The sequence below is a fragment of the Shewanella sp. GD04112 genome, from assembly GCF_029835735.1.
Lineage (GTDB): Bacteria > Pseudomonadota > Gammaproteobacteria > Enterobacterales > Shewanellaceae > Shewanella.
Genome location: NZ_JAOEAL010000001.1, coordinates 4,549,655 through 4,563,332, shown reverse-complemented (window position 1 = coordinate 4,563,332; position 13,678 = coordinate 4,549,655). Strand labels below are relative to the sequence as shown.

9 protein-coding genes and 1 other RNA gene are annotated in these 13,678 nt (G+C 49.2%); 4 read left to right on the top strand and 6 right to left on the bottom strand.

Translation table 11 applies throughout. From position 1 onward, the window contains the following. Window positions 1-74: 74 nt before the first annotated feature. Window positions 75-920 (top strand): 16S rRNA (cytidine(1402)-2'-O)-methyltransferase, encoded by an 846-nt coding sequence (rsmI, locus tag N7386_RS20030; RefSeq protein WP_126512126.1) that lies wholly within the window; start codon window positions 75-77, stop codon window positions 918-920. 64 nt (window positions 921-984) lie between these two features. Continuing rightward, window positions 985-1,338: RNase P RNA component class A (gene rnpB / locus N7386_RS20025), an RNA gene on the top strand. Between the two features lie 138 nt (window positions 1,339-1,476). On the opposite strand, the gene N7386_RS20020 is transcribed toward rnpB, so the two are convergent. The 3 genes from N7386_RS20020 to N7386_RS20010 form a co-directional block, all read right to left on the bottom strand. Next, window positions 1,477-1,962 (bottom strand): hypothetical protein, encoded by a 486-nt coding sequence (locus tag N7386_RS20020; RefSeq protein WP_279770619.1) that lies wholly within the window; start codon window positions 1,960-1,962, stop codon window positions 1,477-1,479. Window positions 1,963-2,094: 132 nt separating this feature from the next. Continuing rightward, the gene (locus N7386_RS20015) at window positions 2,095-3,735 is read right to left on the bottom strand and encodes a hypothetical protein (protein ID WP_279770617.1); all 1,641 of its coding nucleotides are present in this window, start codon (window positions 3,733-3,735) and stop codon (window positions 2,095-2,097) included. Window positions 3,736-3,908: 173 nt separating this feature from the next. Further along, window positions 3,909-5,129, bottom strand: a complete 1,221-nt coding sequence (locus N7386_RS20010; RefSeq protein ID WP_011624395.1) for a threonine/serine exporter family protein — start codon at window positions 5,127-5,129, stop codon at window positions 3,909-3,911. Between the two features lie 155 nt (window positions 5,130-5,284). Between N7386_RS20010 and N7386_RS20005 the strand changes: the two genes are divergently transcribed. Together N7386_RS20005 and N7386_RS20000 are read left to right on the top strand one after the other, a co-directional pair. Continuing rightward, window positions 5,285-5,683, top strand: coding sequence for an MAPEG family protein (locus N7386_RS20005; protein ID WP_011624394.1), 399 nt, complete (start codon window positions 5,285-5,287; stop codon window positions 5,681-5,683). A 212-nt stretch (window positions 5,684-5,895) separates the two neighbouring features. Further along, window positions 5,896-8,241, top strand: a complete 2,346-nt coding sequence (locus tag N7386_RS20000) for a YgiQ family radical SAM protein (protein WP_279770613.1) — start codon at window positions 5,896-5,898, stop codon at window positions 8,239-8,241. 203 nt (window positions 8,242-8,444) lie between these two features. On the opposite strand, the gene N7386_RS19995 is transcribed toward N7386_RS20000, so the two are convergent. The 3 genes from N7386_RS19995 to speF form a co-directional block, all read right to left on the bottom strand. Next, window positions 8,445-9,599, bottom strand: a complete 1,155-nt coding sequence (locus tag N7386_RS19995; RefSeq protein WP_099457124.1) for a porin — start codon at window positions 9,597-9,599, stop codon at window positions 8,445-8,447. Between the two features lie 124 nt (window positions 9,600-9,723). Next, window positions 9,724-11,043, bottom strand: a complete 1,320-nt coding sequence (potE, locus tag N7386_RS19990) for a putrescine-ornithine antiporter (RefSeq protein WP_023265992.1) — start codon at window positions 11,041-11,043, stop codon at window positions 9,724-9,726. A gap of 85 nt (window positions 11,044-11,128) precedes the next feature. Next, entirely contained in the window at window positions 11,129-13,291 is a 2,163-nt protein-coding gene (speF, locus tag N7386_RS19985) for an ornithine decarboxylase SpeF (protein ID WP_279770610.1), read from the bottom strand. Between the last annotated feature and the right edge of the window lie 387 nt (window positions 13,292-13,678).

Sequence of the window (13,678 nt, the reverse complement as noted above, 5' to 3'; positions counted from 1 at the left end):
GTAAGATGCTGCCTCTAGTTTAACCTTCTCTTGCGCTTGACGAAAGTCTTGGCACTGTCATTACCGAGGTATATATGGACCAAAGCGTCGCACTCTACATTGTTCCCACTCCCATTGGTAACTTGGGGGACATGAGCCCACGTGCTATCGAAGTGCTCACTCAGGTCGCATTGATTGCCTGTGAAGATACGCGCCACAGCGGCAAGTTATTGAGTCATTTTGGTATTTCTACCAAAACTATCGCGTTGCATGACCATAACGAGCGCGCTCGCGCCCAATGGATTGTCGAGCAGTTAGCCGCAGGGCAATCGATTGCGCTGATTTCCGATGCGGGCACACCGCTGATTTCTGACCCCGGCTATCACTTAGTTTCCCATGTGCGCCAGTCGGGTTTCAGAGTGATCCCATTGCCCGGCCCTTGCGCGGCGATTACCGCATTAAGCGCGTCGGGTTTACCGTCGGATCGCTTCTCCTTCGAAGGCTTTTTACCTTCTAAAGAGAAGGCGCGCGCCGATAAGTTACTCGAGCTCAAGGAAGACCCTCGCACACTGATTTTTTATGAATCACCGCACCGCATCGAGCATAGCCTGACGACCATGGTCGAAGTGTTAGGCGGCGAGAGGCAAGTGGTGATGGCTCGGGAAGTCACTAAAACCTTCGAGACCTTCCTCTCTGGCCCTGTGGCCGAGGTGTTGGCCACGGTCAGCAGCGATCCTAACCAGCAAAAAGGCGAGATAGTGCTGATGGTGCATGGTCATCGCGCCGCGGAGGATGATGACGCCATTCCGACTGTCGCCATCAACACCTTGAAATTACTCTGTGAAGAATTGCCCCTCAAAAAGGCCGCCGCCATTGCCGCGCAAATTCACGGTCTTAAAAAGAATGCTCTGTACAAGTTTGGTTTAGAGTCTGATTTATAAGCACTGGTGCACATCGGCGGGATTAACTGTGGTACGCGCAGATTGCTTAGGCTATAATCCGCGCCGAGTTGGCCAGACAGTCGCTGCGCTCGCAAGAGCGGGGAGGAAAGTCCGGGCTTCAAAGAGCGGGGTGCCAGGTAACGCCTGGGCGGTGCGAACCGACGACAAGTGCAACAGAGAGGAGACCGCCATCATAGCCTCGGCTAAGGTGGTAAGGGTGAAAGGGTGCGGTAAGAGCGCACCGTGCGGCTAGCAATAGTCCGTAGCAAGGTAAACTCCACCCGAAGCAAGACCAAATAGGGTTCCGTATGGCGTGGCTCGCGTTGGAACCGGGTAGGTCGCTTGAGCCTGTGAGCGATTGCAGGCCTAGATGAATGACTGTCCAAGACAGGACCCGGCTTATCGGCCAACTCATCAAATTCAGTAAAAAGCCCGTTTACCTTTTAGGTTAACGGGCTTTTTATTTGCTGAGTGGTTAGCGGGTTGGATAGCAATAAAATAAGAGTCTTCCCTATAATCTATTTGTTGCTATGGGCTTCATTATTCGGTGTTTGTTCTACTGCTGCCGATAAGTGTTTTTTTCACTCGTAAGCACTTGCGCAATATTAATAAGATTCTGAGCGAGTTCTTTCGCTTTATCCTCGGGGAATTTGGTTGCCAGTGAGGCTTGCAGTTTTTCCTGCAGGTTTGCTAATAGGGTTTGCTTATCGATCTCAGTGACTGTCTGTTTGAGGTTAGTGACTCCGCTGGCGAGGGCCTGCAGCTCTGGGAACAATTGCGCGTTCTTTAACGGGGCTAAGAGTGCTAAGTCCTTTAAATTTGCGTCGTCGACTTTATTGTCTAAGGTGAGGAGCAGATTATCGACCCTGTCGAAGGTTTGTTCGCTGCGACTAATTAAAGGTGCAATGGCGGCGTCTTCTATGAGTCCTGTGAATTTATCGACGGTGGCGTATAACAATCCCGCGACGATAATCAGCGGCAGCATGATCCCCGTGAATAATCCCACCCAAAAGTTGTTAAGCCCAGCGGCGAAGTTTTTCATCTTAGTCCCTTATTCCCGTTAAACGCTTAAGTTACGCTATGCGCTTTGTCGATGGCTGACAAGCGTTTACTGCTAAAACTGCGTGCTCAGCGATAAAACGAGGCGCATATCCTAGGCGCGCTAAACCATGGATTAGAAGCTGCGCTTCACCAGAAAACGCCATTCCCAACTGTTGACCGAATCGCCCCCTGTGTAGGGCACTGAGAGGTCAATATGGGCGACGTTGCCGTAACTGGAGCGAGAGGAATAAATCCGCGCGCCAATACCGACACTGGCAAGCGGACCGCTGACCTCGTTATTGGCCGCTAACGGACCGCCCGAGGCTTGGCCGACATCGGCAAATACCGCCCAGCCGAGTTCGGCCAATTGGTATAAGTTTATATTGGGATAATTACGGATTTCGGCGGTGAGTAACCATTGGTTATCGCCCTGTTGATATTCGTTGGGATAACCGCGAACCCCGGTTTCATCGCCGAGCCCTTCGGTGAGATCGAGGTACGTGTTATTCGACACACTCGCCCACGCTTTGCCATAGGCTATCCATTTAGGATTGATTTGATAGAAGTATTCGGCTTGAACATTGGCTTGATAAGTATCTTTTTGGGTGGTGCCTAAGGTGCTGGTGGCGCCCATTTCGAGTAACCATAAATGCTCATCAAACTTGTAACCGCGGGTGGTTTGCCATTTGAAGTGGTAACCCACTGGGTTATTGTCGCCGATATCATTGGTTTCGATACCCAATTGAATATAGTGGTGCCAACCTAAGTTAAAGTCTTCGTTATTACGAATAAGGTGCACATTATTGAGTACCTGAAAGTCGTCCTGAATAAACTCATAGGCGACCCAAGGATACATAAAGTCCCTGTCCTGCGGTAACTCGGAAGTCGGGTAAACCTCTGAATTGGCAAACTCATGCTTATCTTGGGTAAAACCGGTGATAAAACGCGATAAGTGTTCGTTATTCTTATTGATTAACCAGCCATATTGCAGATTGAGATAGTCGACAGTGTGTTCAAACTCGTTCACCTCATGGCCGTTCTGGCGCAAGATATCGGTGCGGCTATCATCCAAAAACTCCGCCGAGTACATGGTCTCAGTATTCAATGAATAGAAAGGCTTGCTGACATACACATGCTTAGCTTGGCCATCGCTATTATCGTAAAACTCGGCGGCGACAATACCGTGGTCGATAATGCTAATGGGCGCTTCGAAGGCAAACTTATAGCCGGTACGGGATTCATCCGATTGATATTTTAAGCGGGTGCGTATGCCTGTACCGAAGAGGTTGTCTTCTTTCACGCCAAAGGAGTAACGGGTGTCACCGCCCGAGCTACTGAAGCTGGCAGTGGGGAGCAGTGACCAGTTATCCCAGGTCTCGATAACAATCGATTCATCATCTGGGTGGACGTCGGACTCAGGATCCTTCTCGCTGACATAGACTTTTGCATCGCGGATATAGGGTTCGGCGCGCAGTAAACGTTGTGACTCATCGAGGTCTTTTTGGGTAACAGTATCGTTTTCATCAAAGGTCAGCCTATCTCGAACCACATATTCCTTGGTGTTGATATGCAGATAGTTAGCCCAGCGGTGGATAAAAAATGCGTCGGGATCGGACTCATCGAAAATCGGGTTGCTCACCACGACAATCTTGCTGACTTTTTTAGGGGCTTCCTCGGGGGGCGTTTTAGGCAAAGCCTCATCCGCTCTGGCTAGGTTGACTAGACCACAGAGGCAACAAGGTAGAATCGATGCATACAGGGTAAACTTCTGCATAAAACCACTCCCGTAAACTGGATGGCGACAGCTTAAGGTTCTGCTGCGCTTCACAATTTAATAACACACGGGAAGTGGCCATTAGTCAAGGAAACATTTTAATAAGATTATGATTTTACTTAAGGTTGCTTTAAGAATCGGGCTGGAGTTGGCGCCAGCCCTGAGAGGAGATGTTACAGCGTGCGTCTTGGTGGTACCACGACGTTGGCAAAAATCAGTCCGGCGATAAGCGACATAAAGATCAAAAAGATCTGCGACCCAATATGGGATTGGTTAAGCATGGTTTCGCCGGAGATCAGCGCGTTCAGCCCTATGTAGGTTTTACTGCCGGGTACTAAGATCACAATACCTTGCAGCAGTGCAATCGAGGCGGGCGCCTTCATCCAACGGGCATAGAGATTGGAATAAACCCCTACCGCCAAGGCGCCGAAGAAGATCCCGACAGAATCCCCAAAAAAGTGTCCGCCTAACATGGCGGAGAAGAATGCCACTATCCCCGCCAGTACGCCCCAAGGTGAATCTTGCATCCGTGCCTTAAAGATAAACACCAGTGCCATCGACAGGATCGGCACCGCCGACCAAATCGCCCAGCGTGGTAAGCCCTCAGGTTCGATATGAATGGCTTCACCGAAGAAGGCTTTACCAATCGCCATTCCCAGCACTGCGCCAAAGTACAGCTTAAACAACAACATACTAGCGTCCATAATCCGCGCTGTGCCCGAGATCAGGTCGCGTGCCGCCAGTTCTGCCAATCCTAAGGTTAAGGCTAAGCCAGGAATAAAGATGATGATGGAGGAGAGGATCACCACGGGAATATTAATATTGGGGTCAATGCGGGCAATGGCGCAGGCGGCAATGGCGCAAACAATCGTCGCGAAAGGCTCTAACACTTCTGCCATGCGCGTCGAACGCTCGGCGCGGTACACAAAACCATAGACTAGCAAGCCTAACAAGCCTGACCAAAAGACATCGTTCCAACCCGTGCCCATCAACATGGCAAAGGCGGCCGCCGAGGTGCCAAAGGAGAAACAGGTTAATGCTGGGCCGTAGGGGTTGGGTTTGTTGGCAATTTCCTCTAGCCTGTCTAAGGCTTCGGTGAGTGTGCGTTTACCCGAGGTGAGCTCATCTACCAGTTCATCGGTGCGGGCGAGGGAGCCTAAATCCAATTCGCCGGGTTTAACCCGCGCAACATGGTTATATTCTTGATCGGTATCGTGTTGTAATACGAAGGTCATCGAGGTCGGGGAGATTAAAAAATAACCTTCGATTCCGAGTGTCCGTGAGACGGTTTGCAAATGGGTTTCAAGACGGTAAGCGGGTGTGCCAAACTTATGTAAAGCCTTGCCTAGCTTAATGATAAATTTACGCTTTTCGAGAAACTGTTCGTTATCCAATCGGGCTATTCACTGTATAAAAAGTTGTAAGAGATCACGCGCGCATATTAACCTATCTTGTCGCTAAAAGGTTAATGGCTTTTAAGCTTAATACAAATAAATTGCTGAATTTTTGCGGTCTACACCGCGGTGATGTTAATCAAAAGGGAATCGCTATGCCGTTGATGGTAACAGGGTTTTACGCCAGCTTGACTGGGTTGTTGATAATAGCGCTGGCTTATCGAGTGGTGAAATTAAGACGAAGCCAAAAAATCGGTATCGGCGATGGTGGTAACAATGCCTTGGCGCTGGCGGGCAGGGTACATGCGAATTTGATTGAGAATGCGCCCATCGTATTGATTTTAATGCTGGTGGCCGAGGCGGGTGGCTTAGCGCATTTCTATTTGCATTGTTTTGGTACCCTGTGGATTGTGGCGCGCTTGCTCCATGCGATAGGGTTAACTCAGGGGAAAGGCGGTTATCATTTCGGCCGTTTTTGGGGCGTGTTGCTCACTTGGTTAGTGACTATCAGCCTAGCCTTAGTCAACTTAGTGCATTTTGCCCAAAGTCTGTAATGGCTGAGATAGGGTAATGGCCGTCTAAGCCATATCCATAGCCACTTTAGGGGTATTGAGCACATTGGTGCAAATACCCCGAAAAACACCTCGGCTGCTGTTTTTTTAATCGCACTTATCCCTGTTTGCCTGCTATACTCCGCGTCCCTAAATCGGTGCGGCCTGTTTTTGCCTGCACCTTTGTTTGACATTACGCTTTTGGGTCAAAATCGATGCAAGTTGAATCCACACTGTTTAGCCATCCCAAGTATTGGGCCGAGTCCTTCGGCACCGCGCCTTTCTTACCTATGTCTCGCAAGGAGATGGAGAAATTAGGCTGGGACAGCTGTGACATTATTATTGTCACTGGTGACGCCTATGTGGACCACCCGAGCTTTGGCATGGCGGTCATTGGCCGGATGTTAGAGGCCCAAGGCTACCGCGTCGGGATTATTTCTCAGCCCGATTGGTCGAGCAAAGATGCCTTTATGCAGCTTGGTCGCCCGAATCTGTTTTTTGGTGTCACCGCCGGCAATATGGATTCGATGATCAACCGTTACACCGCCGACCGTCGTATCCGCAGCGATGATGCTTATACTCCTGGCGATGTGGGCGGTAAGCGCCCCGATCGTGCAGTGACCGTTTATACCCAACGTTGTAAAGAAGCCTTTAAAGATGTGCCAGTGATCATTGGCGGCATCGAGGCGAGTCTGCGCCGTATTGCGCACTATGATTATTGGTCGGACAAAGTCCGTCGCAGCGTGATTTTCGATGCCAAGGCCGACATCTTGATGTACGGCAACGCCGAGCGTCCGCTGGCCGAAGTGGCGCGTCGTTTAGCCGCGGGTGAAGCCATTGGGGATATTCAGGATGTGCGCGGCACTGCCGTTATCCGTAAAGAGCCTATGCCCGAGTGGCGTGGGATGGATTCTCGCAAGATAGATCAGCTGCATAAGATCGATCCTATCCCGAACCCCTATGGGGCCGACGATGTGGGCTGTGCCAATTTATCTGGCCCATCGGATGTTAAAATTTTCGATAACGATGCACCAAAACCCATCAGTGTGCAGCCACCACGCCCTAAGCCTTGGGATAAAACCTATGTGCTGCTGCCAGCCTTTGAAAAGGTCTCTGAGGACAAATACTTATACGCCCATGCCTCGCGGATTTTGCACCAAGAGCAAAACCCGGGTTGTGCGCGAGCGCTGTTCCAGCCCCACGGTGACCGTGGTGTGTGGGTGAACCCACCGGCTTGGCCGCTCAATACCGACGAGATGGATGCCGTGTTCGATTTACCCTATCAACGGGTGCCGCATCCTGCCTACGGTAAGGACAAAATCCCCGCCTATGACATGATCAAAACCTCGATCAACATCATGCGCGGTTGCTTTGGTGGCTGTTCATTCTGCTCGATTACCGAGCATGAAGGCCGGATTATCCAGAGCCGTTCGCAAGAGTCGATTATCAAAGAAATCAAAGATATTCAGGATAAGGTTCCCGGTTTTACTGGGGTGATTTCCGACTTAGGCGGCCCCACCGCCAACATGTATCGCCTCGGCTGTACCAGCGAAAAAGCGGAGAAAACCTGTCGCCGTTTATCTTGTGTGTATCCATCGATTTGCGGCCATTTAGGCACAGATCATAAACATACTATCGACTTGTACCGCGCCGCTCGTGCCGTGCCCGGCATTAAGAAAATCTTGATTGCTTCGGGCGTGCGTTACGACTTAGCGATTGAAGATCCGGCCTATGTCAAAGAGTTGGTCCAGCACCATGTGGGCGGCTATTTGAAAATTGCCCCTGAGCATACCGAAGAAGGACCGCTCAGCAAGATGATGAAACCCGGCATGGGCGCCTACGATAAGTTTAAAGAGCTGTTCGACAAGTATTCTAAGGAAGCGGGTAAAGAACAGTTCCTGATCCCTTATTTTATTTCGGCGCATCCGGGCACGACCGACGAGGATATGCTCAACCTCGCGCTTTGGTTGAAGGAGCGTAAGTTTAAGCTCGACCAAGTGCAAAACTTCTATCCATCGCCAATGGCAAATGCGACGACCATTTATCACACTGAGTTGAACTCGTTGAAAAACGTGAAGCACACAAGTGAAGTGGTGCCAGTGCCGAAGAAGGGCCGCCAACGCCGCCTGCATAAGGCGCTGCTGCGTTACCATGATCCAGCGGGTTGGCCTATCATCCGCGAAGGTTTGATTGCCATGGGACGTGAAGATTTGATTGGTAACAGTCCGAATCACCTGGTTCCACCTGAGGGGCGCAACGAACGTGGTCCGAAATGGATGAAGGATGCTAACCAAGGGCAAAAAGCTCTGACGCGTTTCTCGGGTAATCAGTTCGATGAGCGTAAGGGCAAAGGCGATGCCAAAGGCAAACCGAGCGCAAGCAAGCCTAAGGGACCTAAGTCTGGTGCGAATGCAGCGCAAAATCAGCAGCCTAAGAGCAGTCGTCCGGGGGCTAAGGCACCTTTTGGTCAGTCGGGCTTTAAGGGAAAATCAGAGCAGGGTAAGGCTGGCCACCAAGGTCGTGGAAACAAAGCCTCTTCAGGCCGTCAGCACGCTAAGTAACGGCGAAAAAAAGCCACTCCAGCAAACCTATTTGGAGTGGCGCAGAGATGATGGTAAACCAGCGGTACCATCCAATGAGTGTGTGGCGAGCGTTTGTAGACGGAACGTGCGCCGCACCTCAGTCTCAAATGGGCCCACGGATATGAGGAACGTGAGCCACTATCCCTCAATGTACGGGAGAGCCTGATGAAGACTTTCCATTCCTAAAAGAAGTAGTTAATCCCTACCGCAAAGCCATTATCTTCCTGCGCTTCGAGTGCTGAATCATCCATGTTGCTGAAATCTAACTTCATTTCGGCAAACATCACAGTGTCGTTACTGTAACGGTAGTGCAGGCCAAGCATGGCGAATTGGCGGGTCCATTTGCCTTGGATGGGTGTGCTGGCATCTGTATCTAGGTCCAAATAGCTGAGGACAATCATAGGCACAAAGCCATTATCGAATTGATAGGCCGTCATCAGCTCAGCGCCAGTAGCGTCGTAGAGTTCGCCGCCGACCAACTCATTGTTCTTACTCTGATGGGCGTTAAAGCCGACGTAGAGACCGCTGGCTTCGCGGTTATCGGCGTAGTGATAGTAATCACCATACATGGCGCCGATACCGACGATTTCGTTAGTTTCATCGACTTGAGTGTTACCTAGATGGCCTTCAAAGTCGCCACGGTTAAAGCCGGCGAGCAGCTTAAATTTATCGGTGAGTGAGTAGGTCAGACTGGCGCCGTAGCTGCTGTCAAAATCGAGCTCAGAGTTAGCCATTTCACTGCCGTCATCGTTTTTTAAGGTGACATTGCCATTGGTTTTGGCGGCGTATTGCAGGGCGATTTGCACTGGGCCAAAGCTATTACGGTAGATAAACGCGGAGTCGGCGCGGCCTGTTCCGGTTAAGCCGCCATCGCTAAAGGCGTAGGCGCCGACACTATATCCGGCGAAGACGTTCGGTAAATCCGTGGTGCCTGCGACATCATAGTAAGCGCCCCATTGCTTACCAAAGCTGAGGCTACCCCATTCATCGTGTGACATACCGACATAACCTAAACGGTTATAGAGGAAGTCTTCGGTTTTTTCGGCGGCTAGTTTGCCACCTTGCATCACTAAACTGTCATCGCTGGACACCATGTTGATGCCCCATTCTGTGGTGGCAAAGGCGGTCCACCCATTTCTCTCGCTGCGTTCAAAGCTAAATCGTACTCGGGAGGAGTCATCAATTACTGAGGTATCGTGGCTGTCGTTGAGTGCCGCGAAGCCTAACCAACCACTTAAATCTAATGAGTTTTTTTGATCGTTATAGAGTTCAACCGCTTGGCTGCTGGTGGCGGCCAACAGCATAGGTAGCATTAGAGCGATGCATGTTTTTTTCATAGTTCCACTGAAATTAGGCAAGTTTTGTCTGGGGACCTTAGGCACTGTGGCTTAAGGTCCCTGAAGACGGATTGGTTTTATGTTTCTTATCTAGTAATGGGTGAGAATCGCAGGGGAGACGTGCTCACGCCGCTTTGATCTCAGCTGTTGGTGTTTTATTAGAAATCACCCCGTAGATGGTCCAACCGAAGAAGGTCGCGATAGCGCCTAACATCACGGCGGTTTCACCAGAGCTATAGAGGGCGTAGAAGCTATACAGGGCGCCGATAACCGCAATCACGTTGGCGACACGGGCCTTGTTCGCGGGCACTTTGAGTTGTTTTTGCATCACGCCTAGGGCTGCCATCGACAGGATGTAAGGCACAATGTTAGTCACTACGGCGAGGTTCACTAGGGCTTCAAACTGTTTGCTCAGTGATGGACTGATGGTCATCAAAGACAGCAAGGTTTGAATCGAAACGATGATAGTCATACCCCAAATTGGAGCATCGGCTTTACTGACCTTAGAGAACACTTTAGGGAAGAAACCTTCATCGGCAGAGGCTTTAAACACTTGCGCGATAGTGAACTGCCAACCCAGCAGTGAGCCGGTACAGGAGATAATGGCGCAGGCCATGACGATTTTACCGACCACAGGGCTAAACATTTGCGCAAAGGCTAAACCGAATGGGGCGTTTGAGCTGGCAAGCTCGGCGTTGGGTACAATACCGGCAATCACGTTGGTTGAAACAATATAGATAAGTGCTGCACCTAAGGTTCCGCCCATTACGGCGATAGGTACGTTTTTCTCTGGATTATCAACAGCCTCTGAGTTAGCGCAAGCCGATTCTAAGCCAAGGAATGCCCATAAAGTCATCGCGATTGAACCGCCTAAGGCTTTGAAGAAAGGCATATCATGTGGGTTCCAAGCGCCTTTGTAGAGGTCGATGTCGAACCAGAACCAACCGATTAATGACACACCAATTACAGGCAGAATAATCCCCCACACGGTCACACTACTCACGCGACCCGTAATGCGAGCGCCACCAAAGTTAGCCACTGTTGCTAACCAAAGCACGCCAATGGTGGCAAGACAGATAGCCATTGGGCTTAAGTTTACTTCCAGCAGCACCGCGGCATAACCCACGGCGGAGATAGCGATGGCGACGTTGGCGATAAGTAGCGAAACCGCATAGGTGTAGTTCGCCATAAAGTTACCGCTGCGGCCAAAGGCATATTCGGCGTAACCGCCCATACCACCGGATTTTTTACTGAACATACCGCACTTAGCAAAAGCAAAGGCCAGCGCAGTTGAGCCAGCAGCGGTAACAAGCCAAGAAAGCACAGAGATAGTACCGACTTGCGCTAATTGGGTGGGCAACATAATAATACCTGAGCCCATCATATTGACTATGGTAATAATCGTTAATTGGATAACGCCAATTTTATTTGCTGATTTACTCATAATAATGACCTAATAATATAATTCATTATAGAAGGTTGAAATTGACTGCAGAGCGGGGTTAATTAACTCTGCAGTCTGATTTCAATTATTTATTTAATACATAACCTAGGGCTTGGATTTTTCCTTCTGGGGTGCTTTCGAGATAAACACCTTGTAATTCAGGGGAGAATCCGGGTAATAAGTTGATGCCTTCTTCAAGGGCTAGGAAATAACGCTGTACTGCGCCACCCCATATTTCACCTGGCACCATACATAACACCCCTGGTGGATATGGCAGTGCGCCCTCTGCGGCAATTCGACCTTCGATTTGCGACAGTGGCACTAATTCAACATTGCCGCGGATAAATTCAAGATTGGCCTCCTGCGGGTCCATCACTTTGGTTGGGAAATGCGCCTGACGGAACATTTCTTTTTGCAGTTGTTTTACGTCATGGCTGACATAAAGGTTGTGCATTTCTTGGCAGAGTTGACGAATGGTATAGTCTTTATAACGGGCTTTATTGGCGTTATAGACGTTAGGCAATACTTCCGATAATGGCGCATCTTCATCGACTAATTTCTCAAAGCGAGATATTTGCGACACTAAGTGTTGCATCTTTGCCATATCTTCCGCAGGTGTCATCAGGAATAAAATCGAATTTAAGTCGCACTTCTCGGGAATAATATTATTTTCACGTAAGAAGTTAGCCAGAATAGTCGCGGGAATACCAAACTCAGTATATTTACCGGTTTCGGCATCGATTCCAGGTGTGGTTAATAGGAATTTACAAGGGTCAACGAAATATTGGCCTTTTTCGTAACCCTCGAAGGAGTGCCATTTTTGTCCGGGTTCAAACTCGAAGAAACGTAAATCATCGGCCATTTGTTCGGTTTGATAATCCTGCCATGGGCGTCCCTCGATCATGCTTGGGATAAATGGCTTGATATATTTACATTTTTTCAGCAGTAACTTGCGAGCTTCAATGCCGGCTTTGACCGCTTCACGCCATAGATAACGGCCGCTGGCGCCTTCGTGCATTTTAGCGTTCACATCCAATGCGGCAAACAGCGGATAGAAGGGGCTGGTAGAGGCATGCATCATAAAGGCGTTGTTGAAGCGTTTATGGTTGCAATATCTGGCTTGGCCTTTGATATGTTTATCTTTTTTGTGAATTTGCGAGGTCTGTGAGAAACCTGCCTGCTGTTTATGTACTGACTGAGTCACGATAATACCGGGATCTTCAGGCGTTAGTTCGAGTAGCAGAGGCGAGCAGTCATTCATCATCGGAATAAATTGCTCATAGCCCACCCAAGCCGAGTCAAACAGGATGTAATCACATAGATGACCAATACGATCAACCACTTGGCGAGCATTGTAGATAGTGCCGTCGTAGGTGCCTAGTTGGATAATGGCTAAGCGGAATGGACGTTGTTCATCGGCACGCTCAGGTGCTACGGCGCGGATCTGCTCCCTTAAATAAGACTCTTGGAAACAGTGGGCGTCGATACCGCCAATAAAGCCGAAGGGGTTACGGGCGGTTTCTAAATAAATCGGTGTTGCACCGGCTTGAATTAACGCGCCATGGTGGTTGGATTTATGGTTGTTACGGTCGAATAAGACCAGGTCGCCCTTCGCCAGCAGTGCGTTGGTCGCCACTTTATTTGAAGAAGAAGTGCCGTTGAGCACAAAGTAGGTTTTATCGGCGTTAAAGACCTTGGCCGCGTATTTTTGTGCATCCAGCGGCGCACCTTCGTGGATTAACAGATCGCCGAGTTTAACGTCGGCATTACACATATCTGAGCGGAAAATGGTTTCGCCAAAGAAATCGAAAAATTGACGACCCACAGGATGTTTTCGGAAGAATTGACCACCCTGATGGCCCGGACAGGCGAAGGTGGAGTTGCCCATTTCAACGTATTTTTTCAGCGTGCCAAAGAACGGCGGTAATAGGGCTTGCTCATATTTTTGGACGGCGGTTTCGACCTGTTTACCATAGAAATCGGTATTGCTACCGCAGAGCTCAAATACCCCAGTAATAGAAGAGCAAATATCATCTGGGAAGGTTTCTTCACAACAAACCGATACGAAAATAGGCAGTTTCAATCCGGTATTTTTGATTTTCTCAACAATACCATGTTTAACATCATCAACAGAGACTACAGCCGCACCCACATCGCAAAAATCTGTGGTTAATACATTGACGACTTCTCTGTCTATTTCAAAACATGATCTAACAGATAAGCTGGCGGCAACTTTTAATGATTTCATCGTTAATTTCCCTTTTACTTTAAAAAGTTTTGGATACAACTTGGCCTATACCTAATTAAAAAATATTAATGGCATTAAATTAGATATGGCTATTCCGTGTGCAGATATGATGAGGCTATAAATCGTCCAGGAATAAAATAGATAGATTTATCCAGAGAGAATTATTTGGCCGCAGTTTGGCTGCACTGACTAAAGAATGCTTTGATTTAGATGCGAGATAATAAACCTGCAAAAAAAACAGTACGATAAGTGTATGCGCTTACAAGGGCAATACCACTTTAGACCTGTTAATTGGCCTACTACCTACGCGAAGATTAGCGAAGAAAGATGTATGAATGGTCGAAATAGTCACGTTGGCTTGGCATCATGATATGTCTGGTGCGCCGG